The sequence below is a fragment of the Dyella sp. genome (genome assembly GCF_035685805.1).
Lineage (GTDB): Bacteria > Pseudomonadota > Gammaproteobacteria > Xanthomonadales > Rhodanobacteraceae > Dyella_A.
Map to the genome: position 1 here is coordinate 23004 of NZ_DASSAB010000049.1, position 24596 is coordinate 47599.

The 24596-nt window shown below is 65.8% G+C and carries 19 protein-coding genes; 7 read left to right on the plus strand and 12 right to left on the minus strand.

Features of this window, described 5'->3' with window-relative positions; all coding sequences use genetic code 11:
* Positions 1 to 35 precede the first annotated feature (35 nt).
* From VFG40_RS14630 to VFG40_RS14640, 3 genes are read left to right on the plus strand one after another with little or no spacing between them, the layout of a single operon-like run.
* The gene (locus VFG40_RS14630; RefSeq protein ID WP_324898784.1) at positions 36 to 5276 is read left to right on the plus strand and encodes a DNA repair ATPase; all 5241 of its coding nucleotides are present in this window, start codon (positions 36 to 38) and stop codon (positions 5274 to 5276) included.
* On the plus strand, positions 5273 to 7123 hold the full coding sequence (locus VFG40_RS14635) for a toxic anion resistance protein (RefSeq protein WP_324898786.1): 1851 nt from the start codon (positions 5273 to 5275) through the stop codon (positions 7121 to 7123). Before VFG40_RS14630 ends, VFG40_RS14635 begins: the two co-directional genes overlap by 4 nt.
* Complete coding sequence (locus tag VFG40_RS14640) at positions 7120 to 7365, plus strand: hypothetical protein (protein ID WP_324898788.1); 246 nt, start codon at positions 7120 to 7122, stop codon at positions 7363 to 7365. The genes VFG40_RS14635 and VFG40_RS14640 overlap by 4 nt, the downstream gene beginning before the upstream one ends.
* A gap of 246 nt (positions 7366 to 7611) precedes the next feature.
* On the opposite strand, the gene VFG40_RS14645 is transcribed toward VFG40_RS14640, so the two are convergent.
* From VFG40_RS14645 to VFG40_RS14660, 4 genes are read right to left on the minus strand one after another with little or no spacing between them, the layout of a single operon-like run.
* Entirely contained in the window at positions 7612 to 8619 is a 1008-nt protein-coding gene (locus tag VFG40_RS14645) for a C13 family peptidase (RefSeq protein ID WP_324898790.1), read from the minus strand.
* Positions 8620 to 8634: 15 nt separating this feature from the next.
* The gene (gene mtnC / locus VFG40_RS14650) at positions 8635 to 9324 is read right to left on the minus strand and encodes an acireductone synthase (RefSeq protein ID WP_324898792.1); all 690 of its coding nucleotides are present in this window, start codon (positions 9322 to 9324) and stop codon (positions 8635 to 8637) included.
* Positions 9325 to 9355: 31 nt separating this feature from the next.
* Positions 9356 to 9919: a 1,2-dihydroxy-3-keto-5-methylthiopentene dioxygenase gene (locus VFG40_RS14655; protein ID WP_324898794.1), complete on the minus strand. Its 564-nt coding sequence runs from the start codon at positions 9917 to 9919 to the stop codon at positions 9356 to 9358.
* The gene (locus tag VFG40_RS14660; RefSeq protein ID WP_324898879.1) at positions 9916 to 10563 is read right to left on the minus strand and encodes a methylthioribulose 1-phosphate dehydratase; all 648 of its coding nucleotides are present in this window, start codon (positions 10561 to 10563) and stop codon (positions 9916 to 9918) included. Before VFG40_RS14660 ends, VFG40_RS14655 begins: the two co-directional genes overlap by 4 nt.
* Positions 10564 to 10729: 166 nt before the next feature.
* Between VFG40_RS14660 and VFG40_RS14665 the strand changes: the two genes are divergently transcribed.
* The gene (locus VFG40_RS14665; RefSeq protein WP_324898796.1) at positions 10730 to 11062 is read left to right on the plus strand and encodes a high-potential iron-sulfur protein; all 333 of its coding nucleotides are present in this window, start codon (positions 10730 to 10732) and stop codon (positions 11060 to 11062) included.
* A 403-nt stretch (positions 11063 to 11465) separates the two neighbouring features.
* Here VFG40_RS14665 and VFG40_RS14670 read toward each other — a convergent pair whose 3' ends face one another.
* Positions 11466 to 12923, minus strand: coding sequence for an amino acid permease (locus VFG40_RS14670; protein WP_324898798.1), 1458 nt, complete (start codon positions 12921 to 12923; stop codon positions 11466 to 11468).
* Between the two features lie 76 nt (positions 12924 to 12999).
* The gene (locus tag VFG40_RS14675) at positions 13000 to 14511 is read right to left on the minus strand and encodes an amino acid permease (RefSeq protein ID WP_324898800.1); all 1512 of its coding nucleotides are present in this window, start codon (positions 14509 to 14511) and stop codon (positions 13000 to 13002) included.
* Positions 14512 to 14684: 173 nt separating this feature from the next.
* Here VFG40_RS14675 and VFG40_RS14680 point away from each other — a divergent pair, with 173 nt between their 5' ends.
* On the plus strand, positions 14685 to 15239 hold the full coding sequence (locus tag VFG40_RS14680) for an NUDIX hydrolase (RefSeq protein WP_414649311.1): 555 nt from the start codon (positions 14685 to 14687) through the stop codon (positions 15237 to 15239).
* 14 nt (positions 15240 to 15253) lie between these two features.
* On the opposite strand, the gene VFG40_RS14685 is transcribed toward VFG40_RS14680, so the two are convergent.
* The 6 genes from VFG40_RS14685 to VFG40_RS14710 form a co-directional block, all read right to left on the minus strand.
* Positions 15254 to 15763: a 3-hydroxyanthranilate 3,4-dioxygenase gene (locus VFG40_RS14685; protein ID WP_324898804.1), complete on the minus strand. Its 510-nt coding sequence runs from the start codon at positions 15761 to 15763 to the stop codon at positions 15254 to 15256.
* A gap of 109 nt (positions 15764 to 15872) precedes the next feature.
* On the minus strand, positions 15873 to 16469 hold the full coding sequence (locus tag VFG40_RS14690) for a fasciclin domain-containing protein (protein ID WP_324898806.1): 597 nt from the start codon (positions 16467 to 16469) through the stop codon (positions 15873 to 15875).
* 144 nt (positions 16470 to 16613) lie between these two features.
* Positions 16614 to 17366: an anti-sigma factor gene (locus VFG40_RS14695; protein ID WP_324898808.1), complete on the minus strand. Its 753-nt coding sequence runs from the start codon at positions 17364 to 17366 to the stop codon at positions 16614 to 16616.
* Complete coding sequence (locus VFG40_RS14700; protein WP_324898810.1) at positions 17363 to 17920, minus strand: sigma-70 family RNA polymerase sigma factor; 558 nt, start codon at positions 17918 to 17920, stop codon at positions 17363 to 17365. Before VFG40_RS14700 ends, VFG40_RS14695 begins: the two co-directional genes overlap by 4 nt.
* A 120-nt stretch (positions 17921 to 18040) precedes the next feature.
* Positions 18041 to 19930, minus strand: a complete 1890-nt coding sequence (gene parE, locus VFG40_RS14705; RefSeq protein ID WP_324898812.1) for a DNA topoisomerase IV subunit B — start codon at positions 19928 to 19930, stop codon at positions 18041 to 18043.
* A 121-nt stretch (positions 19931 to 20051) separates the two neighbouring features.
* Complete coding sequence (locus VFG40_RS14710; RefSeq protein ID WP_324898814.1) at positions 20052 to 21851, minus strand: M24 family metallopeptidase; 1800 nt, start codon at positions 21849 to 21851, stop codon at positions 20052 to 20054.
* Between the two features lie 142 nt (positions 21852 to 21993).
* Here VFG40_RS14710 and pyrG point away from each other — a divergent pair, with 142 nt between their 5' ends.
* Positions 21994 to 23667: a CTP synthase gene (gene pyrG, locus VFG40_RS14715; protein ID WP_324898816.1), complete on the plus strand. Its 1674-nt coding sequence runs from the start codon at positions 21994 to 21996 to the stop codon at positions 23665 to 23667.
* Positions 23664 to 24497, plus strand: coding sequence for a 3-deoxy-8-phosphooctulonate synthase (gene kdsA / locus VFG40_RS14720; protein WP_324898818.1), 834 nt, complete (start codon positions 23664 to 23666; stop codon positions 24495 to 24497). Before pyrG ends, kdsA begins: the two co-directional genes overlap by 4 nt.
* Positions 24498 to 24596 lie beyond the last annotated feature (99 nt).

Below are 24596 nucleotides of genomic sequence, written 5' to 3' on the forward strand. Positions count from 1 at the left end.
CGCTCGCGCTTTCGCCTTCCAAGGACTGAACGAGCATGACTGATCCGATCAACCGCGACGCCACCGACTCGCTGGACCAGGCGGTGGCGCAGGGCGGCGCCTACGAGGTGCTGCGCAAGCGCCTGACCGTGCAGGGGCGACGCCTGCACGAGACCGCCGAGGCGCTCAATGCCAGGCGTTTGCAGGAATTCGGCGATTCCAGGATGGAGATCGTCGGCCGTCTGCGCGTGCGCAGCGAACAGAATGCGGTCGGTCGCGACATCGTGCAGGTCGGTGAGCTGCTGCTGTTCGGCTACAACGTGTTTCTCGGCCTGAAGGCCAGCACCGCTGTCGCCGACGTGTTCAGCCTGTATCGCCTGGTGAAAACGGCCGAAGGTTATGACGTGACGCCGGTGGAGATCGCCGGCAGCTTCCTCGCCGAGCCGCAGTTCCAGCGCGACTTCAACGAGCTGTACGAGTACTACAAGGAAGCGCGCCTGCTGCAGCTGCAGATCAAGGAAGGCAAGCTGCTGGCCGCTTTTCAGGTGGGACTGAAATCGACCGACGCGCGCGTGTTCCGCTGGCAACTGTCGGCGCAGGGCGAGGTGAACTACATCGACAGTCGCGGCGAGCGCGACATCGCGATGCCGCCGGCCTTCGATTTCGAGTGGGTCCGGGCAACCAAGGACATGGAAGTGAGCGGGCGCTTTCCGCACCTGAACATCCTGGACACCTTGTTCGTCGAGACCATCGGCGGCGACCTCACCATCAAGGTCGAGAACAACACCGAAACCGGTCAGGGCGTCTACAGCGAGCCGGTGGAGGATCGCACCCAGTCGCTGGACGACGCACAGGTGGCATTCGCACGCGTCGGTTCACTGATTCTGCTCAAGGTGCTGCCTTATCGCGAGGCGCAATGGCGTGGGCTGGTGTTCAACACCACGACCGGCAAGGTCTCGCGAGTCGACGCGATCGTGCAGGCCTGCATCCAGTTGCCGGAAGACCACGGCATCATTTTTCCCGGCGGGTATTACCTGCAGAACGGTGAACACAAGGCGTTCGATGCCGCGGTTGCCGGCATGCAGTACAAGCGCACCATTCGTTCGCCCAACGGCGAAGACGTGCTCTATGTCTTCTATGAGCCGCAGGGCGGCATGGCTGCGCTGCTGGTCTACAACCTGGTTCAGCGCCAGCTGCAGCCGCCGATACTGGCGCACGGCCATGCGCAGTTGGCCGATGGCCGGATGGTGCTGTTCCACGCCGGCAACGATGAGCCCACCCGGGTGCACCAGATGCAGGTGTGGCAGACGCCGTTCACGAGCGACGAGTTCGCGGCACAGCGTCCCCCCAGCGGCACCTTCATGGGGCGGATCGGCAACGCCGAATGGGTGCGGGCGATTTCCAATGTCTATGACCTGGCCCGCGACATCGCGAGCGAGGACGTCAATGCCCGGCGCTACGAACTGCTCGCCCACAACACCCGTCGCCTGTTCGACCTTCATCACTGGATTGACGACGAGCACGTCGACGGGCTGGCCAGCCTGCTCCACGAGGTGGCCGCGACCAGTGAATCGGTGCTGGACGAGTTCCAGAAGGTGGTGGAGATCCGGCGCCAGTCCGATCAGGCGATGGAGCAGGCCAGGGCACAGCATCGCGCGCTGCTTGGCCGCCTGCAGCCGGACGGGTGGACCCGGGTCGAGGACTATGTCACCGGCCTGAAAGAGATCGCTGCCCTGCGCGGGCATCTGTTGACGATCCGCGACTACCGATACATCGACACCGCTGCCCTCGACGCGATGTCGGACGAGCTGACGCAGGCACATGAGCGCGTCGGCGCCGCCACCGGCAGGTTCCTCTCCAGCGCCACGGTGTTTGCACCGTTCGAAAAGCGTGTCGACGAACTCGATCAGCTGGCCCAGAAAGTTGCCACGGCGACCCAACTGGTCGAATGTCTCGAACAGATGCGGACGATGTCCGCTGACATGGACATGCTGTCGGAGTTGCTGGCGTCGTTGAAGGTAGACGACCCGGCCCAGCGCACACAGGTGGTCGACCGGCTGTCGGCGCTTTACGCGCGGCTCAACCAGGCCAGGGCGCGTGCGGAGCTGCGTCGCAAGTCGCTCGGATCGGCCGAAGCGATAGCGCAGTTCGGCGCCCAGTTCACGCTCTTCGGCCAGTCCGTCACCAGCGCGCTGGGCATGGCCGGCACGCCCGAAAAGGCCGACGAACAGCTGGCACGGTTGATGGTGCAACTGGAGGAGATCGAGAGCCAGTTCGGTGAGCACGAGCAGTTTCTGGGCGACATCCTCGACAAGCGCGAGGAGTTGCTTGAGGCGTTCCAGAGCCACAAGCAGGTGCTGCTCGACGAGCGCCAGCGCAAGGCGGCCTCGGTGATGGATGCAGCGCAGCGCATCCTTGAGGGGCTTGGCAGGCGCACCGAACGCTTCGACAGCGCGGATGCGCTCAATGCGTTCTTCGCCAGCGATCCGCTGATCCAGAAACTGCGCGAATTGGTGTTGCGCCTGCGCGAGCTGAAAGACTCGGTGAAGGCGGATGATGTCGAGGCGCGGATCAAGGCCGCCCGCGACCAGGCGGTCCGCGCCCTGCGCGACCGCAGCGACCTGTTCGAGGACGGCGGGAACGTCATCAGGCTGGGGCCGCGGCACCGCTTCAGCGTCAATACCCAGCCGCTCGACCTCACCTTGCTGCCAAGGGGCGACACGCTGGCTGTGCACCTCACCGGCACGGATTTCATGGAGCCGATCGAAAACCCGGAGCTGGCGGCGCTCGAGCCGTTCTGGTCCGTCTCGCTCGAATCGGAGTCGCCGGAGCTCTACCGGGGCGAGTACCTCGCCGGGCAGATGCTGGACGCCGCCGTCGCATCACGTGACGGCCTAACTCTGGCGCGCCTGCAGCAGCTGGCACAGGATCCCGATGCCCTGGCGAAGGCAGTGCGCGAGCATGCGGCGCCGCGCTACCGCGACGGCTACGAGAAGGGCATCCACGACCACGACGCAACGCTGATTCTGAAGGCCCTGCTGCACCTGCATCGCACCGCCGGCACGCTGGTGCAACCACCGGCCGCGCGAGCGCTTGCTTTCAGCTTCTGGGCACGCTCCAAGGCGTCCAGCGACGAGTGGACGGCGCGCATCCGGACGGCACGCGCCATCGATGCGCTCAGCACCGGCGCCGCCGCACTGGCGGGACTGCACGACGAGCTGGCCGAGGCCATCCGCAGCGATGCCTGTTCGGAGCCGTGCGCCATCCCGCAGATCAATGCGCGGGCCGCCGATGCGGCCGTCTACCTTATCGACAGCATTACCGGGGCAACCCCCGAGTTCGTGGCCAGCGCCAGCGCCGATGCGCTGGACAAGGCGCTGCGCGAAGCCCTGCGCGGCAGTGATGCCGGTGCGGTGTTCGAGGCAACCCTGGCGCAACACGAGCAGCGACCGCCGGTGCGATGGCTGCTGGTGCAGCAGGCGATCTCGGCGATCGCGGCACGGCCGGAGCTGGCCCGGCATGCACGCTTCGCCGCCGAGGCCGCTGCGCTCTACCTGCATGGGCGTGCGCTAAAGGTCACGGTGCGCAACGCGGACATGTCGGCGACAGTGACCGGCCTGCTGGGCCAGCACCCACGCATCGACGGCGGGCGGCTGGAGCTCTCGATCGATGACTCACTCGCGCGCTTTCGGCGACACCTGACCGAGTTCGTGCCGGGATTCCAGCGCTACCTCGCGCTGCGCGCCGAAGTGGTCCAGCAGGAACGGCAGGCCATGCGGCTGTCCTCGTTTAAGGCCAGGCCGTTGACCTCGTTCGTGCGCAACCGACTGATCAACGAGGTTTATCTGCCGATGATCGGCGACAACTTCGCCAAGCAGATGGGCACCGCCGGCGAGGGAAAACGCAGCGACCTGATGGGTCTGCTGATGATGATTTCCCCACCCGGATACGGCAAGACCACGCTCATGGAGTACGTGGCACACCGGCTGGGCCTGGTCTTCATGAAGATCAACGGCCCTGCGCTGGGCCACGAGGTTCGTTCACTGGACCCGGCTCGCGCTCCCGACGCCAACGCCCGCGAGGAGCTGGAGAAACTGAACCTTGCGCTGGAAATGGGCAGCAACGTGATGCTCTACGTCGATGACATCCAGCACACGAGCGCGGAGTTTCTGCAGAAGTTCATCTCGCTGTGCGACGGCACGCGGCGCATGGAGGGTGTGTGGCGAGGCCAGACGCGCAGCTACGACATGCGCGGCAAGAAGTTCGCAGTGGTGATGGCAGGCAACCCCTATACGGAGTCGGGCGAGGTCTTCCGGATTCCGGACATGCTGGCCAACCGCGCCGACATCTACAACCTCGGCGACGTGCTGGGCGGGATGGAAGAATCGTTCCTGCTCAGTTACATCGAGAACAGCCTGACGTCGAACCCGGTGCTGGCGCCCATGGCCACCCGCGACATGGACGACCTCTACCTGCTGATGGACAAGGCGAGCGGCAAGGAGGTGTCGAACAACGCGCTGAAGCATGGCTACAGCGGCGCCGAGATCAACGAGATCGTGGCGGTGCTGCAGCGCCTGATGAAGGTGCGCGACATCGTCTACCGGGTCAACAAGGCGTATATCGAGAGTGCTTCGCAGGCCGACAAGTACCGCGTCGAGCCTGCCTTCAAGCTGCAGGGCAGCTACCGCAACATGAACAAGCTGGCGGAGAAGATCTCGCCCGTGATGAACGACCCGGAGCTGCAGCAGATCGTGTCCGACCACTATCTGGGTGAGTCGCAGCTGTTGACGAGCGGAGCGGAGGAAAACCTGCTCAAGCTGGCCGAGATCCGCGGCATCATGAGTAGCGCGCAGCAGGCGCGCTGGGCGCAGATCAAGGTGGATTTCATGCGCAACAAGGCGATGGGCGGCGAGGAGGCTGACGTCGGCGGACGCATGGTGGCGCAGCTGGCCGACATCGCGGGCAATCTGCAGGCGCTCAAGCCGGCGGCAGCAGCGCCTGGCGCATCGGTGGACCCCGGCGCGGAAACGCTGCAGACGTCGATGTTCGACATCCTGCGCGCCACCCTGGCGCGGCAGAACATGCTCAACGAAGCGCTGATCGAACTGTCGGACCGGCTCGAGCAGGACACGGACGCGCCCGAAGCGGCCGTGGACAGTGGCAAGCGCAGGGCAAAGGCCAGGGAGGCGAGGGAGGTCGCGTTCGGTACCGAACTGGCGCGGTTGCGATTCCTGAGCGAACAGGCGCAGGCAGAGGCGTCGAAACCGGGTCAATCCGGCGAAGGGTCGCTCCCTTGATCACGGGCCCGGCACCGGCATCGGGGACCGGCGGCCCGGGAAACATCCCGGCGGATGACGGTGAACAACACCGTCGGCTGCAGCAGCAGGCTCGTGCCACGCTGGCGGCGTCGCCGGCACCGGGCCTGCTCGAGCACCTGCAGGCGATCCACCGGATCGTGCTGGCGGCGGAACCTGCCGCGCTGCGACGCAGCGTCGGGTGGCTGGGTCGTCTGCTGGGCCGAGATATCACGCTGCAGGTCGAGGCCAACGCCCTGCGCAGCGAGCTCGGGGTGCATGTATTGCAGGCCCGCCAGCAGCTAGGCCGGCTGGCCGAACATGATCAACAACTGGAGGCCCTCGGCGTTGCGCTGCGCGCCGCGATCGAGGAACTCGATCGGCAGTCCAGCCGGCTTGTCGGCCAGCCTCCGACTGACGAGCAACAGCGGGGGCTGCACCATCTGGCCACGCTGAGCACCAGCCTGAGCACGACCGCGAGCCACCTCGGACTGATGGTCATTCACCACCGGCAGCTGACCCAGCGGGCGCGGCGGATATTGCCCCACGTCGAAATGCTGCTCGACCAGCAGCGCATGCTCCGCGCCGGGCTGAGCGCGCAGGCGGCGCTTCAGGCAGCCATGGTTCGCTCGATTCCGTGCAGGACCTTGCATCGGATGCGCCGAGCGGAGCTCCACCGATTTCATTCTCTCCCGACGATTCCACGCCCCGATGAGGACGCTCCCATGACCGACCCCACCCCGAACGACCACCCGGCACCGATATCGCCGGCGCTAAGCGACGCAGCGCTCCGGGACCTGGGCCTCTCCACTGCGGACATCGAGCAGGTGATGGAGGCGGCCAGGGCACTGCAGGATCTCAGTCCCGGCAACCTTCACAGCTATGGTCGGGAGGCGGCCGGACGCACCACCACGTTCAGCACGCAGTTGCTGGAGAAGGTTCGCAATGCCGATCTCGACAGCAGCGGCGAAAAGCTGGGCGAGGTGGTGCGGATTGCCCGCAGCCTCAAGCTCGCAGGCCTGAACGAGCGATCGAGCGTACCGATCATCGGTCCGTTGCTGGATCGCATGAAGGCCGGGAAAGGGGAGTTGGTGCAGCGCTACAGCACCACCAACCAGCAGATCGATCAGTTGATGATCGATGTCGGCAACACGCAGTCCACGCAGCAGCAGCGCGTGCGCGAGTACGACCAGATGCACGAGATCGTGCGCGAAGAGCGCCACCAGCTCGGCATCCACATTGCCGCCGGGCGGGTGCGCATCGGCGAGCTGCAGCAGGAGCTGGAGGCGCTGCGCGGTCAGGATGATCCGGACTCCCGCGTGCGCCGGGCGGAACTGGACAACGCGCTGCGCCTCATCGACAAGCGGGTATCGGACCTGCAGGTACTGCAGCAGGTGGCGGAACAGACCCTGCCGATGATCCGGCTGATCCAGGCGAATGCGATCCAGCTGATCGAGAAGTTCAGCGCGGTTCGGGACGTGACCATACCCATGTGGCGCAACCAGTTCGCGATCCAGTTGTCGCTGGCCGACCAGCGCAGCGCGGTGGAGCTGGCCAACGCCATCGACGACGCCAGCAACGAGCTGATGCGCAAGAACGCCGAGATGGTGCACGCGGCCACCGTGGGCGCGGCGCGTGCCAACCAGCGATCGATCGTCGACCTGGAGACGTTGCGCACCGTCAATGAGACGCTGATCAGCACGGTCGAGGAAGTGCGGCAGATCCACCGCGACGGCATGGCCGCTCGCCGGAACCTCGCCGCGGAAATCGTGGCCATGCGCGATGATCTGCAGAAGCGGCTCGCCCAGGCCACCAGTGATCAAACCGATGTTCAGGAGACAGGTTCATGAAGGAACAACACAGCCACCTCGAGATCGCCATCGCCTCGATCAAATGCTTTCAGGATGACGGCCGGCTGGATCCGGCGGAACTCGATCAACTTGTTTCGATCGCCGAGCGCGATGGGTCGATCGACCCTGAGGAGGCGCGCGTGCTGGAGAGGATCATGGGCAAGCTCAGGCCCGAGGAGCTGGATGAGGCCATGCTTACGCGGGTCGAGGCGCTCCGGGCAAAGCTTCTGCCGCTGCTCTAGCCCTGCTTGATCCGGACGGCCCGCCGGGCGACGCCGTTCGCCTGTTTCCCCGGTATGCCGCGGGATTCGCGCTCACGCTGGCCCGGCATCCCGGCATCCCGGCATCCCGGCCGCCGTGGCGGAGCGGAGGGTTCGTCCTCACCGCGCAAGGAATGAGCAGGCGGTGGTGCACCCGTCTCAGCGCAAGCGTTCGGGCTATCTAGCTGTGGAACGGAAGGCCTCGACCGGGAGAGTGTGCTCCCACGATTACTGGGTCGCAGGTGCGCCGGTACGTTCGCCGGGTCGGAAGGGTAGCGGCGAGCCGGCGCGGATGCCCGCGCGCCATTTGGACAGTTGCTGTTCGATCCCCGCGCCCACCGCGATCTGTGGCTCGGACGGGGTGAGATGGTCGCGGGACTCCCAGCGGGCCACTTCCGCACTGGCGTCGCGAAACGCCTGGACGGGATCAGGTGTGCGGTTGAGTGCGTCGACGAGCCATGCGCGGCCGAAGTAGGTGGCGTCGGAGTCGCTGCCGCAGCCGAACGAGGAGCGGTCGCTGCGGGCTGCGGTCATCACCAGGGTGCCATCCCCCTGCAGGGGTGAGACGAATCCGCCGGAATAGCAGGCGTTCACCACCACGACCTTCCACTTGAACGGGTGCTCTTCCAGGATGCCGGCGAGGTCGCGGGCGCCGATCTGGTCCAGCGGCAGGGGATCCATGTCCACCAGCAGGTTGTGCTCCGGGTCGCCGTGGCTGGTGAGGTAAAGCATGAGGATGTCGCGCCGCGGGTCCATCACGCGCGACAGCGCAGTCAGCAGATTTTCCAGATTGCTCCAGCTGGCCAAGGGCAATGTGTCGAGCGTTGCAGGGTTGTTGGCGAGTACCACGCTGTGAGCGCGCCGGCCGTAGCGCTGCTCGAACAAACGGGCCGCGTATTCCGCCTCGTTGCGGAAGACGTCTTCGCTGCCATCCCCGGCGAACGTCACCAGATAGAGGTTGGGTACGCCTGCGACAGGCGGTGTCAGCTGATCGAGCGCGCGCCGCAACAGGCGGGGCTGGGCGTAAAGCACCTGCTCGGGCGAAGGAGCATCGACGGGCCATCGGTCCGGGGGCGTATCCACGGGCTCGGCGTCGGCGGCTGTCTTCACGGCAGTTGCCGCCGTGGCCGGTGGGTGTGGCACGAGGACAGCGGAGGGTGGCGACTGGTGTGCCACCGTTGCGGTCAACGCCGCGCCGGTGGCGAAAGCGAGCAGGGCAGTGAGCAGCAAGCGCACGGAGTGCCGCCCTGGTCAGACGCTGATCGCGTCGAAATCGCGATAGGCCGGATGCGCCGCCGAGGGCGGCAGCTCCTGCAGCGGATCGCGCAGCAGCCAGGCAGTCTGGAATCCCGCCAGCCGAGCCGCGTCGAGTTCCTGGAGGATGTCGGACAGGAACAGGATGTGCGCCGGCTGCTCCCCAATCGCTTCGGCGATGGCCGTATACGAAGCGGCCTCGCGCTTGGGGCCGGTCTGGGTGTCGAAGTAGCCGGCGAACAGCGGACCGAGGTCGCCTGCCTCGCTGTGCCGGAAAAACAGCTTTTGTGCCGGCACCGAGCCCGACGAGTAAACGTAGAGCTTGAGGCCCTGGGCGCGCCAGGCGCGCAGGCGCGCCGGCACCTCGCCGTAGAGGTGGGCACGGTAGTCGCCGGCCTCGTAGCCTTCTTTCCAGATCATTCCCTGCAGCGCCTTCAGGGCGGTCGACTTGCGGTCCTCGTCGATCCAGCGCAGCAGCATCTCGATCACCTCCTGCCGATCTGCCTCGATCAACCCTGCCTCGCGGGCCGCCTCATGCAGCCAGTGCTGCACTTCGGGCGTATCCACGTGGGTCTCGATGAAGGCCGGCAGGCGCTTGCGCGCGTACGGGAACAGTACGTCGCGAACGAAGTCGATCGAGCTGGTGGTGCCCTCGATGTCAGTGACGATGGCGCGGATCTCGATCATCGGTGTGTCCTTGCATCTGCCGGTGGCGCCATCAGGCGTCGCCGCTGCGGTGTGGCGTCATGCGGGGAAACCGGCCCGCTATCTCCGTGCCGGTGAAGTTGGCCACCCAGCCTTCCTTGTTGGTGAACAGGCGGATGGCGACGAAATAGGGCGATTCGCTCATGTCGAACCAGTGCGGCGTACCGTCGGGCACGCCGATCAGGTCGCCCTGTTCGCAGAGCACCTCGTAGACCTTGCCATCGATGTGCAGCGTGAACTGTCCCGCGCCGGCAACGAAAAAGCGCACTTCGTCCTCGCTGTGGGTGTGCTCGTCCAGGAATTTTTTTCGCAGCGCGGCCCGGTCCGGATGGTCGGGGGCGAGGCTGATCACGTCCACCGCCTGGTAGCCCCCGCTGGCCATCAGCCGGTCTATGTCGGCCCGATAGGCTGCGATCACTTCATCCTGGCTGGCGCCGGGAGCGACCGGCTGGGCCGCCTGCCATTGCTCGAAGCGGATGCCCACCGCCGCCAGCGCGGCCGCGATGGCCACATGGTCGTGATGCTCGGCCAGCGCCCCGTCCGGGCGGGTGTCTTCGTAGATGCGCAGACGGCTCATGCGGACAACCTCCTCAGATCCAGTTCGCAGGAAAGCAGAAACTCCAGCGCCTCCAGGTGACGACGCGTTTCTGCCATGGTGCGTCCCCAGGTGTAGATGCCGTGGCCGTCGATCAGATAGGCGTGCAGCGGCTTTCCTTCATCCAGCCACGCATCCACCCGGGCGACCAGCTCCGGCATCTGCTGAGTGTTGGGGAATACCGGTATCTCCAGCACGCTTTCATGCGTGTCGAAACCGGTGATCGCCTTCTGCAGCTCCCAGCCGCGCAGGCGGATGACCCCGTCTGCGGCAAATAGACGCGAAGCCACGCTCTGGGTGCGCGAATGGGTGTGTAGTACCGCCTGCATCGCCGGCCAGCGCCGATACACCTGCGTGTGCAACGCCGTTTCGGCACTGGGCCGCGCCTCGCTGCCAACGGCATGTCCATCGAGGTCGATCAGCATGATGTCGCCGCGATCCAGCTTGCCTTTGTCACGCCCGGAAACGGTGATGGCGGCGTGCGAATCGTCCACCCGCATCGAGAAATTGCTGCTGGTGGCGGGGGTCCATCCGAGCGCGGCGAGTTCTCGCGCGGACTGTGCAATCGCGTCGGCGCAGGCGAAGAACGCGTCGGATGAAATGTTCTGTGGCAGCGCTGGTGACATGGCTATTTGGACGTCCAAACGGGTCGAAAGGATAACATGAGCAGTCGGCGCGCCATCGGTTAATGCGAGCCATTCTCGCAAGTCAGGAAACATTGCGGTCAAAGGGTTAGCATCACGTAGTCAATCGCCGCGTCGGCGGCAGTTTATCCATGACGGAGGTTTGCCAATGTCCCACGAAGAAAGCACTGAGTCGCGTCGTCGATTCCTCAAGATCGCTGCCGGTACGGCCGCGGCGGCGGTAGTGGTTGGTACGCTGCCGCGCTTGGCACGCGCTGCCGATCTGCCGCATGTTTCGGAGTCGGATCCGACTGCGAAGGCGCTCGGTTACGTGGAGAACGCCAGCGAGACCAAGGATCCGAAGCACAAGGCCGGCGACAATTGCGCCAATTGCCAGTTCTACAGCGGGGGTCCCACCGGCTTCGGCCCCTGCCAGTTGTTCCCGGGCAAGGCAGTGAGCGCGAAGGGCTGGTGCGTATCGCACGCGGTGAAGGCGGGCTGATAGTTTTTCCGTCTGCTGCAGGATGAAAAGAAAGGCCGGCTGCGAAGCCGGCCTTTTTCGTTTGTGCGTACGCGGCGCCATGTGCGGCGATGCCTAAAAGTGCTGCCCGGCGCGTCGGGATGAGGAGCTGACCCTGTCCGACGCGCCGGGCGGCGATCCGGGGCCCACTGCCAAGTGATATACCCGCGGACCACGGATCATACTCTCGCCCCCGCCGACTTTGGCGGACCTGCGGCCAATTTTCCGCAGAAATATATCGTTAAATCGTTTTAATACAGCGACTTGCGACAAAAATTCCGGCCGGGACTTCCCTTGCCGACGGCGCGTGACCAGCACCACGGAATATCTGCCGATGGTCGACGATTCGGGAGATTTCTCTCCTTTTTGCTGCCGTTCGGCGCATTTAGACGCCGTTCGTTGCCTCCGAGGTTTGCTTCAGCACGCTGTGCTTGCGGCCGTAGAGGAAGTAAATCGCGAACCCGAGCAGCGTCCAGACGCCGAGCACGGCCCAGTTGAACCAGTCGAGGCTGAAGAGCAGCGCGAAGCAGCTGCCGACGCCGGCGATGCAGGTGAACCATACCCACGGCACGCGGAACGTCCGGGGCAACTCGGGCAGGGTGTGCCTCAGGATCAGCACGCCGGCGCAGACGGCGGAGAAGGCGATCAGCGTGCCCATCGAGGTGAGATTGGCCAGCAGATCTAGGGGAAACACCGCTGCCAGAAGCGCGATCAGGGCGCCGGTAATCAGCGTGTTGATGTGCGGCGTGCGATAGCGCGGGTGCACCTTGGCGAACACGCTCGGCAACATGCCGTCGCGGGCCATGATCATGAAGATCCGGGGCTGCGCAATGATCATCACCAGCACGACCGACGACAGCCCGATCATGGCGCCGATCTCGACGATCAATCGCAGCCAGTCCAGCTGAGGGTGCGCTGCAACGGCGGTGACCACCGGCTCGGACGTATCCAGCACGGTATACGGGACCAAGCCCGTTAGCACCGCCGCCATGGCGAGGTAGAGCACGGTGCAGATCACCAGCGAGACGATGATGCCGAAGGGCAGGTCGCGCTGCGGGTTCTTGCACTCCTGCGCCGCGGTGGAGGTGGCCTCGAAGCCGATGTATGCGAAAAACACCATGGCCGCACCACGCATGATTCCCGACCAGCCATAGCGCCCGTCGCCCTGGGGCTCGGGAATGAACGGATGCCAGTTGGCCGGGTTCACATAGCGGTAGCCGGCCACGACCACCACCACGATCAGCCCGACCTTGATCAGCACCATCAGCGCGTTCAGTCCCGAGGACTCGCGGATGCCCACGTAGCAGAGCCACGTCAGTGCAAGCACGATCGCCACGGCGGGCATGTTGAACAGGTGCCCGGTCGCGACCAGCCGCCCGTCGGTGAAAGCCAGCGGCGCTTCGGTGAGTGCCACTGGCAGGTGAACCCCGACATGGTCCAGCAGGCTGGTGAAATAGCCGGTCCAGCTGGCCGCTACCGCCGCGGCGGAGATGCCGTACTCGGCGACCATGTTCCAGCCGATGAACCAGGCCGCCAACTCGCCGAGCGATGCATAGGCATAGGAATAGGAGCTGCCGGAAATCGGGATCAGCGTGGCGAACTCGGCATAGCACAGGGCGCTGAAGCCGCTGCAGATCGCCGCGAGGATGAAGGAGATCAGCACCGCGGGGCCTGCGTGCTCCGCGGCCGCGGTCCCGGTAACCACGAAGATGCCGGTGCCAATGACCGCACCGATGCCCAGCGCCGTGATGCCCCACGGGCCCAGTGTGCGGCGCAGGCCTGGCCCATGCTGGTTTTCGTCGTGGCTGAAGTCGGTCTTGCGGGCGAGTAGTTGCTTGAGCATGGTGGTCCCGGAAAAGGCGACGGCACGGCTTTCACCGTGCCGTCGTGGCGTCAATCGCAAAAGCGCGTTGGTTGTCTCAGTCTGCTTCGGTGCCGTTGGCGAGATGGCTGTGCCTGCGGCCGTAGAGGTAGTAGACGACGATGCCGATAGCCGCCCAGCCGAAGAACAGCTCGAGCGTGGTGGAGCCGAGATTCAGGAACAGCATCAGGCAGCCAGCGACGGCCAGCGGGCAGATGACCCACACCATCGGCGTGCGGAACGGACGTGGCCGCTGCGGTTCACGCACGCGCAGCACCATCACGCCGATCGAGACCATGACGAAGGCGAACAACGTGCCCGAGTTGGTGATGGCTGCCAGCTTGCCGACCGGGAACAGGGCGGCGAAGAGCGAGACCGCCACGCCGGTGATCATCGTCAGCACGTGGGGCGTGTTGAAGCGCGGATGCAGCTTGGACAGCCCGCCCGGGAGCAGGCCGTCGCGCGACATGGTGAAGAAGATCCGGGTCTGGCCGAAGATCATCACCAGGATCACGGAGGGCAGCGCGAGCACAGCAGCCAGGCCGACCAGATTGCCGATGTTGGGGAACCCGAGCAGGCGCAGAACGTGTGCCAGCGGCTCCTTGCTGCAGACCAGCGCCTGCGAACCCTCGCAAGCGGCAGCCATGGCCAGCGTGCCGGGCTGAAGGGCGGCGCCGTCTGCGCCCATCATCGGCTGCGAGCCCACCGAGCCCACCGCGCCGTAACCCACCAACAGGTAGAACACCGTGCAGATCGCCAGCGAGCCGATCAGGCCGATGGGAATGTTGCGGTTCGGATTCTTGGTCTCTTCGGCAGCGGTCGACACGGCATCGAAACCGACGTAGGCAAAGAAGATCGATGCTGCCGCGCCGAGCACGCCGATACCGCCCAGCGGCGTGCCCCAGCCATTGGGTGCGAACGGGTGGAAGTTCGGGCTCTTGGCGGCGGGTACCGCGATCAGGATGAACGCGGTGAGCGCGACGATCTTGATCGCCACGAGTATGGCGTTGACCTTCGCCGATTTGGACGTGCCCACCAGCAGCAGCAGGGCGATGACCAGCGATATCCCGAAGGCCAGCAGGTTGAAGGTGCCGCCCTCGTAAGGGCCCACCCGCAGCGCCTCCGGCAGCGCCATGGCGCCGGGCTGTACCAGTCCGAACAGGTCGCTGTGGGCCAGCAGGCCGTTCATGTATCCGGACCAGCCCACGGCCACGGTGCCGGCGGCGATCGCGTACTCCAGCACCAGCGCCCAGCCGACGATCCAGGCGATCGGCTCGCCCATGACGCCGTACGTGTAGGTATACGCGGAACCTGCGACGGGAATCATCGACGCGAGCTCGGCGTAGGCAAGAGCCGCCAGTGCACACACAACCGCGGCAATCACGAAGGCAACCATCATGCCGGGGCCGGCTTTCTGGCCTGCTTCGGCGGTCAACACGAAGATGCCGGTGCCGATGATGGCTCCGACGCCCATCAAGGTCAGCTGGATCGGGCCGAGCTGGCGGGTGAGGCTCTTCTTCTCGGCCGTTGCAAGAATCTGGTCTAGCGGCTTAACGCGCTGAAAAAGCATGTAGTGATTCCCCGTGGAAACAGACGCCATCCCCATGGCGGCACTGCGTGGTTGTAGCCACGGCAGGCGGAGGTGACGGGCAACCTTAGCCGACGGCGCAGGGGGGTACAAGCGCCAACGGATAGATGGACGCAGCTTAAAATCGGCGGCTTTCGCCGCGTCCCTGGAGCGACATTCTGGATACCTCGATAGAGCACTTGCGCGCTGCACTGCAGCGATTCCCGGCCGGCGACGATGTGGCCAACTCGGCGGCTACGTTCCTGGCCTTTCTCGAATCATCTTCCGAGGTGTTTCATCGTCACCACGGCCCGGGTCACTTCACCGGATCGGCGTGGCTGGTGAGTGCTGACGGCGAGCGTGTGCTGCTTACGCACCACCGCAAGCTGGACCGTTGGCTGCAGCTGGGCGGGCACGCCGATGGCGACAGCAACCTTTCCGCGGTGGCGCTCCGGGAGGCGCAGGAGGAGTCCGGCCTGGCGGATCTGCAGGTCGATCCGCGCATCTTCGATATCGATCGGCACTGGATCCCGGCCCGAGCCCATGAGCCGGGGCACTGGCATTTCGACGTGCGCTATGTGGTGCGGGCTACGGGCAGCGAGCGCTTCGCCGTCGGCGACGAATCTCTGGCGCTGGCGTGGGTGCCGATCGCCCCGCTGGTGGGCGATCCGGCGATTGAGCCATCGCTGCGGCGGATGGCTCGGCGCTGGCTTGCGCAGGAGCGGCGATGATCGGTTTGGCCAAGTCAGCTTGCGGGGTGGACATGGCCGCACTGTGCGCAGGTACGCCGGTCGAGCGAGTCACGGAAGCGTTTGAACACGGGCGGGAAATCCGTTTCGATGTCGCTGAGGACAAAGTACTCCTCGTACAGTTTGTGGTTGCACCTTGGACAGAACCACATCAGCCCGTCGCGCTCGCCGGGTTGCCGACGTCGCTCGATCACCAGCCCGACGGACCCCGCTGGTCGCTGCGGTGAGTGCGCCACGCGTGGTGGCAGGTAGAACAGCTCGCCGGCGCGGATCGGTATCTCGCGCATCGCGCCGTTCTCCTGCACCTTGAGCACCATGGTGCCTTCCACCTGATAGAAGAACTCGGCGCCTTCATCGTGGTGATAGTCGCTGCGGGCGTTGGGTCCGCCGACCACCATCACGATGAAGTCGTCGTCGACGATGCACTTGTTACCCACTGGCGGTTCGAGCAAGTGGCGATGCTCGTCTATCCAGCCTTGCAGGTTGAGCGGGCGGAGCAGGGACATGCGATGCCTTGGCGTGGTGCGGCGCGCCAACATAGCGCTCCGGGCCCGGCAAGAAAATGCCCCGGCAGGGCCGGGGCAAAGGGGAGGTGACGCGGTTACGAGAGCCGGATTACGGCATCAGCACGGTGTCGATCACGTGGATCACGCCATTGGACTGGTTCACGTCGGCAATGGTGACGTGCCCGGTGTTGCCTTTGTCGTCGGTGATGGCGACGCCCTTGGCATCCTTCGAGAAGGTCAGGGAATCACCTTCGACAGTCTTGACCGTGGCCTTGCCGCCGCCCTTCTTGATCAATGCGAGCACGTCGGCCGCGCTCACCTTGCCGGCAACCACGTGGTAGGTCAGCACCTTGGTCAGCGTGGCCTTATTCTCGGGCTTCAGCAGCGTGTCGACGGTACCGGCGGGGAGCGCCGCGAAGGCTTCGTTGGTGGGGGCAAACACGGTAAACGGCCCGGGGCCCGAGAGCGTGTCGACCAGGCCGGCGGCCTTCACGGCGGCGACCAGCGTGGTGTGGTCCTTCGAATTGACCGCGTTCTCGATAATGTTCTTCGAGGGATACATCGGCGCGCCGCCGACCTCGACAGTCTTTTCCATGCTCATGCCAGACATGTTGCCGGGCGCGGCCATGGCGGGCGCGGCGCACACGCCGGCGAGGGCAAGAACGAGCGCAGTGGAGAGAGCACGGCTGCGGTTGACGAGCTTCATGGGCGTATCTCCTGTGGGGAACAATGGGCTTCAACAGAGGAAGCTCAGGAGATACGCCTGCAGCGACGGCGAGGATGCAGCGAGTCAACCACTGCGACAGAACGCCTCATCACGATCGGCCGCCCCGATGGGGCGGCCACAGGCTCACGCGCCGCTGATGGCGCCCTTGGCGATGATCGGGCCGGTCGCCTGCCCGGTCGGCGAGCCGCCCAGCGGCTCGTTCGACACCGCAAGCAATGCCTTGGCGCTGAGGCGCGCCAGCAGGTCCGCGCGAAGATGCACGGTGGTCGGCTTGTTCGGCGCGATCACGCCGAGCGAAATCGGCTTTTCGCCCGGAGGCACCAGCCAGAGCTCGGCCGAGCGATCGGACGCAAGAGCTGCAGGCGTGGCTGGCACGATCACCATGCTGGACTGCTTGAGGTCCATGGTGGCGGTCCAGCCGGCGACGCCATTGTCCTGGGCGATGCTCGCGACCATGTACTCGGGACCCGCCGGCGCGGACGCCGGTGCCTGCGGTGCTGCAGGCGCGACGAACCACAGCGCGAAGCTTGCCGCGGCGGCGAGGGTGGCGCCGGCGCCGATCCAGCGCCACAGCTGCAGGCTGTTCCACCAACCGGCCCGGTCGGCCGCGGGGGCCGACCGGGCGCGTGTGGACGCAGCGGCATCGAGCCCGAGCGACTCGCGGATCCGCACCCAGACATATTGCGCCGGCTGCACCGGTTCGATGTCCTCGCTGAGCGGCATCAGATGACGCTGCCACAGCGATACGGCGGCAGCCGCGGACGGGTCCGCGCGCACTTCTTCTTCCACTGCCGTGCGCGCGTCGGCGTCCAACACGCCAAGCACGTACTCGGCGTATCGAAGCTCTTCCTGGCTGGGTGGCATCGGGTTGTTCATTGCTCCAGACATATCCGCAGGCGTATCAGGCTGCGCCGGATCCAGCTTTTCATGGTTCCCAGCGGCACCCGGCAACGTGCAGCCAAATCGTTATACGTGGCGCCTGAGAAAAAGGCTTCACGGATGGCGGACTTCTGTTGCGGCTCGAGGCCGTCGAGGCAGCGCTCCAGTCGCTTGCGCTCCTGGCTGCTCTGGGTGTTGGCGGCGGGGCCGGGGCCCTCGTCGGCGAGATCGAGCATCATCGTGTCGTCCATGGTCGACTCACGATGCTGGCGCAGCCGGTCGATCGAGCGGTTGCGCGCCATGGTGACGAGCCACGTGGTGGCGCTGGCCTTGGACGGATCGAAGCTTTCGGCGCGACGCCATACGGTGGTGAACACCTCCTGCAATACCTCTTCGGCATCGGAGCGATCCCGCAACATGCGCATGCACACGCCAAACAAACGTGATGACGTGCGGCGGTAGAGCTCGGCGAACGCCCGCTGATCGTGCCGGCTGGTAGCGGCCAGCAGCTCGGCCAACTCCTCACGCTCGGTCGTATCGACGGCGCTCATGCAGTCGCGGCCCGGCGCAGAGGCGCAACGCTGGATCGGAGGCAGGTGAAGGTTGTGTGTGTGCGCATGGGTCGAAGCATGGCTTCTGGCGCTTTCGCGGGCAAGAGGCGCGCGGCCACCTCACACCTCCAGCGTCGCGAGGTCGCCTTTTTCCTCCAACCACGACTTGCGGTCGCCGGCGCGCTTCTTGGCCAGCAGCATGTCCATCAGCCGCGCCGTGCCCTCGCCGTCGTCGACCGTAAGCTGCACCAGCCGGCGGGTGTCGGGGTGAATCGTGGACTCGCGCAATTGGGCCGGGTTCATCTCGCCCAGCCCCTTGAAGCGTGTGGTGCTGACAGCCCCCTTCATCTTTTCGCGCTCGATGCGATCGAGCATGGCCTGCTTCTCGCCCTCGTCCAGGCAATAGAAGACCTGCTTGCCCACATCCACGCGGAACAGTGGCGGCATCGCCACGAACACGTGGCCTTCGCGCACCAGCGCGGGAAAGTGCTTGAGGAACAACGCCGAAAGCAGGGTGGCGATGTGCAGGCCGTCGGAGTCGGCATCGGCCAGGATCACCACTTTGCCGTAGCGCAACCCGGAGAGGTCGTCCTTGCCCGGGTCGCAGCCGATGGCTACCGCGAGGTTGTGCACTTCCTCGGAAGCCAGCACCGAGGTGGATTCGACCTCCCAGGTATTGAGGATCTTGCCGCGCAGCGGAAGGATCGCCTGGAAATCCTTGTCGCGCGCCTGCTTCGCGCTGCCGCCGGCCGAATCACCCTCCACCAGGAACAGCTCGGTGCGGGTCAGGTCGGTGGCGCTGCAGTCGGCCAGCTTGCCGGGCAGGGCGGGGCCCTGGGTGATCTTCTTGCGCACCACCTGCTTGGCGGCCTTGAGCCGTGCGCTGGCACGCTCGATCGCAAGCTGGGCGATCTTCTCGCCCAGATCCACATGCTGGTTGAGCCAGAGGCTGAAGGCATCGTGGATGACGTTTTCCACCAGCGCCGCCGCCTGCCGCGACGACAGCCGCTCCTTGGTCTGGCCGGCGAACTGCGGATCCAGCAGCTTCGCGCTGAGCACGAAGGCCAGGCGCTCCCACACGTCCTCCGGTGCCAGCTTGACGCCGCGCGGAAGCAGGTTGCGGATGTCGCAGAACTCGCGGATCGCGTTGGTCAGGCCGGTACGCAGGCCGTTGACGTGGGTGCCGCCCTGCGCGGTGGGAATCAGGTTGACGTAGCTTTCCTGCACCAGCTCGCCTTCCGGGAGCCAGGTCAGGGCCACGTCCAGGCCCTCGGTGTCGCGCGCCACGTGGTGCACGAACAATTCGGCCGGCAGCGCTTCGGCGCCTTCCAGCTCGCCGCGCAGGTAGTCGCGCAGGCCGTCCTCGTAGTGCCACTGGATGGTTTCGCCGCTGGCCTCGTCCACCAGGGTGACGTTGAGGCCGGCGCACAGCACGGCCTTGGCGCGCAGCAGGTGCTTGAGCTTGGAGACCAGAATCTTCGGCGAGTCGAAGTACTTCGGGTCGGCCCAGAAATGCACGGTGGTGCCGGTCTTTTTCTTCGGCACCGTGCCGATGATTTCCAGCTCGCTGACCCGGTCGCCGTGCTCGAACGCCATGCGGTATTCGTTGCCGTCGCGGCGGATGGTCACCTCGACGCGCTGCGACAGCGCGTTGACCACCGACACACCCACGCCGTGCAGGCCGCCGGAAAAGTTGTAGTTCTTGCCGTTGAACTTGCCGCCCGCGTGGAGGCGGGTGAGGATCAGCTCGACACCCGGCACGCCCTCTTCCGGGTGGATGTCCACCGGCATGCCGCGGCCGTCGTCGGTGACCTTGACCGAGCCATCGGCCAGCAGCACCACCTCGATGTTCCTGGCGTGGCCGGCCAAGGCTTCGTCCACCGAGTTGTCGATGACCTCCTGCGCCAGATGGTTAGGACGCGAGGTGTCGGTGTACATGCCGGGGCGGCGCTTGACCGGGTCCAGGCCGGAAAGGACTTCAATATCGGCGGCGTTGTAGCGACTGCTCATGGATGGGTTCGATTCAGGCTGAGGCGCGGGAGGATGGGAGGTGCCGCCGGTGGGGTCAAGCTGCGGCAAGGTCGGCGCGTGAGCCTGTGCGATGGTCGTCTCGCGCGCCGCGACAGGCCGATCAGAGCGGGGCGCAGTGGCGCTCCAGCCAGGCGAGGTCGGCGCCATCGAGCAGGGGGCTGAGCGCAGTACGCACGCTGGCGTGGTAGTCGTCGAGCCACGCGCGCTCTTCCGGATTGAGCAGGCCAGGCTCCAGCGCGCGACGGTCGAACGGACACAGAGTGAGCGTTTCAAAGGCGTAGTAGTCGCCGAACTCGGTCTGCTCCGACTCCACGACCAGGGCCAGGTTCTCGTGCCGGATACCGTGGCGCGCCGGTTTGTACAGGCCCGGTTCGATCGAGGTGATCATGCCCGGCTCCAGCGCCACCAGGGCGCTGCCGGAGACGGGCGGGCGAATGCCTTGCGGACCTTCGTGCACATTGAGGAAGTAGCCCACGCCGTGCCCGGTGCCGTGCCCGTAGTCCATGCCGGCCGCCCACAACGGGGCACGGGCCAGGGCGTCGAGCTGCGGACCGCTGGCACCCTTGGGAAAGCGCGCGCGGGACAGCGCGATCAACCCCTTCATCACCAGCGTGGCGTCGCGGCGCTGTTCTGCGCTGGTCTCGCCCAGCGCCAGCACGCGAGTGATGTCGGTGGTGCCGCCGAGGTACTGACCGCCCGAGTCGACCAGCAGCAGGCCCTTGCGCTGCAACGTGCTGTGGCTTTCAGGTGTGGCCCGGTAGTGGGGCAGTGCGCCGTTTGCCTGGTAACCGGCGATCGTGGCGAAGCTCTCGCCCACGAAATGGGGTTGTGCCGCACGTTCCTCGCGCACCAAGGTGTCCACGTCGAGCTCGGTCTGCACCATGCCGGCCGCAAGCCGCTCTTCCAGCCGGCGGAACGCCCGCACCAGCGCCGCGCCATCGCGGCGCATCACCTCACGCACATGCGCCAGCTCGCCGCCGGACTTGCGCGCCTTCAGCGCCATGGAGGGGTTGGGCGCCTCGATTCGCCTGACGGCGTCGCGCACTGCGTCGGCGACGGCACACACCACACGGGAAGCATCCAGCAGCAACGCGGACGAGCCATCGAGCTCGCGCAGCGCATCGCTCACGCTGCGATAGTCGGCCAGTTGCAGCCCGTCGGTGGCCAGGGCGGCAACGGTTGCGTCCTGCAACTTGCCGCGGTCGACGAACAAGGTGGCACGGCCGTCCGCCTCGATCAGCAGGTGGGCCAGGAACACCGGGTTGCATTCGACGTCGCTGCCTCGCAGGTTGGTCAGCCACGCGATGTCGTCGAGGCTGGAGATGAGGTGGTGGGTGGCGCCGTGCCGGCGCATCGCGCTGCGCACCCGCGCCAGCTTGTCGGCCCGCGCCACGCAGGCCCACTGCATGGCGTGTTCGACCACCGGCGCGCGCGGCAGGGCGGGACGGTCGCTCCAGATTTCGCCGGGCAGGTCCAGGTCGGTGCGCAGCGAAGCGCCAACCTCGGCCAGCAGGCGCTCGATCTGGCGCTTTGTTCCCAGCGATACGCTGTCACCTGCCACGGCAACGACATCTCCCTGGTGCAGATGCTTCTGCAGCCAGCTCAGATGCTCCGGCGCATGCGACACGTGCTGATTCATCAGCGTGATGCCGCTGCCGGCAAGCTGCTGCTCGCCCTGGGAGAAATAGCGCGAATCGGTCCACAGGCCGGCATGGTCCGGCGTGACGAGCAGCGTCCCGGCCGAGCCGGTGAAGCCGGAAAGCCATTCGCGCGCCGACCAATGCCCGGGGAGGTATTCGGACAGGTGCGGGTCGGCCGTGGGGACGAGGCAGGCGGCGGCGCGGTGCTCGCGCATGGCGGCGCGCAGGGCGGCGAGACGGTCGGGGACGGGTGAGTTCATGCGGCCATGCTATCAGCGCGCCGTCGCGGCGCGCCCCGCGGGGTAGGTTCGCGTGAACCGATTCCCGGCGATTTGCTCAAGGTGTATCGCGGTCCGGCCCGTCTGCCGCTAAAATGCCTAATTTCCAGCACGGCTGCATCCCATGACCCCCCTGATTTTCGTCACCGGCGGCGTGGTGTCCTCGCTTGGCAAGGGCATCGCCGCGGCGTCGCTGGCTTCCATCTTGGAAGCGCGCGGACTCTCGGTCACCATGATGAAGCTCGATCCGTATATCAATGTGGATCCGGGCACCATGAGCCCCTTCCAGCACGGCGAGGTGTACGTCACCGACGACGGTGCCGAGACCGACCTCGACCTGGGCCACTACGAGCGCTTCGTCCGCACCCGGCTGACCGGCAAGAACTCCATCACCACCGGCAAGATCTACGAGAGCGTGATCCGCAAGGAGCGCCGTGGCGACTACCTTGGCGCCACCGTGCAGGTGATCCCGCACATCACCGACGAGATCAAGCACTGCATCCACGAAGCCACCCGCGGCTTCGACGTGGCGCTGGTGGAGATCGGCGGCACCGTGGGCGACATCGAGTCGTTGCCGTTCCTCGAGGCGATCCGCCAGCTGCGCATCGAACACGGGCCGGAGAAGTGCCTGTTCATGCACCTGACTTTGGTGCCCTTCATCAAGGCCGCTGGCGAGATCAAGACCAAGCCGACCCAGCACTCGGTGAAGGAGCTGCGCTCGATCGGTATCCAGCCCGACATCTTGCTGTGCCGTTGCGAAGAGCCCCTGCCGGACGGCGAGCGCCGCAAGATCGCGTTGTTCACCAATGTTCCCGAGAACGCGGTGATCAGTGCGGTGGACGTTGACGTCATCTACAAGATGCCGCTGTGGCTTCACAGCCAGGGGCTGGACGACATCGTGGTGAAGAAGCTGGGCCTCGACGTCCAGCCGGCCGATTTGAGCGCCTGGCAGCGCACGGTCGATGCCGTGGTGCACCCGAAGGACGAAATCACCGTTGCCATCTGCGGCAAATACGTTGAACACAAGGACGCCTACAAGTCGTTGGGCGAGGCATTGCGGCACGGTGGTATCAAGCAGCAGACCCGGGTCAACCTGGAGTGGGTGGACTCGGAGCAGATCGAGGCCGAGGGCGCACAGAAGGTGCTTGGCCAGGCGGACGCCATCCTGGTCCCGGGCGGCTTCGGCAAGCGCGGTTTCGAGGGCAAGGTGCTGGCGGCCAAATATGCGCGCGAGCATGGCGTGCCGTATTTCGGTATCTGCTACGGCATGCATGCGGCGGTGGTGGATTTTGCCCGCCATGTGGCCGGTCTCGCCGACGCCGACTCCAGTGAAAACGACCGCCACACCGCCAACCCCGTCATTGCGCTGATCACGGAGTGGACCACGGCCTCGGGCGAGGTCGAGCAGCGCTCGGATCGGTCGGATCTGGGCGGCACCATGCGCCTGGGCGCGCAGGAATGTCGCCTCAAGAGCGGCACGCTGGCGCGCGAGCTGTACGGGCAGGACGTGGTGCGCGAGCGCCATCGCCACCGTTACGAGTTCAACAATCGCTACCGGCAGTCGTTCGAAGATCTGGGGATGGTGATCTCGGGCAAGTCGATGGACGACCTGCTGGTCGAGATCGTCGAACTGCCGGCGCAGAAACATCCCTGGTTCCTCGGTTGCCAGGCGCATCCGGAGTTCACCTCCACCCCGCGGGACGGCCATCCGCTGTTCATCGGGTTCGTGCGCGCCGCGCGCGAATACAAGGCCGTGCAGGGCGCCGAGCGCCTGGCGGAGAAGGAGTCAGTCGCATGAAGTTGTGTGGATTCGAGATCGGGCTGAACCAGCCGCTGTTCCTGATCGCCGGGCCGTGCGTGGTGGAGTCCGAGCAGTTGCAGATCGATACGGCCGGCACGTTGAAGGAGATCACCGCGCGGCTGGGCATCCACTTCATCTTCAAGTCCAGCTTCGACAAGGCCAACCGTTCCTCCGGCCAGAGTTTCCGCGGCCCGGGCATGGAGGAGGGCCTGCGCGTGCTGGGCGAGGTCAAGCGTCAGCTCGGCCTGCCCGTGCTCACTGACGTGCACGAGTACACCCCTATGGACGAGGTGGCCTCGGTGGTCGACGTGTTGCAGACGCCGGCGTTCCTGTGTCGCCAGACCGATTTCATCCAGAAGGTTGCCCGCGCCGGCAAGCCGGTGAACATCAAGAAGGGCCAGTTCCTGGCGCCGTGGGACATGAAGCACGTCGTCGCCAAGGCCAGGGATGTCGGCAATGAGGACATCCTGGTGTGCGAGCGCGGCGCCAGCTTTGGCTACAACAACCTGGTCTCGGACATGCGCTCGCTCAGCGTGATGCGTGATACCGGCTGCCCGGTGGTGTTCGACGCCACCCATTCGGTGCAATTGCCCGGCGGGCAGGGTGCGACCTCCGGCGGCCAGCGCGAGTTCGTGCCGGTGCTGGCGCGCGCCGCCGTGGCGGTGGGCGTGGCCGGCCTGTTTGCCGAGACGCATCCCAATCCGGAGAAGGCCCTCAGCGACGGCCCGAATGCTTGGCCGCTGGGCAAGATGGAAGCGCTGCTGGAGACGCTGCTCGAACTCGATGCGGTGACCAAGCGCCACGGTTTCATCGAACAAACCCTCTGACAGCCCGGTAGGAGCCCGCTCGCGGGCGATGCTTTCTGCTTTTGTGCAGCATCAAAGCGAGAGCATCGCCCGCGAGCGGGATCCTACGGTGCACTGACA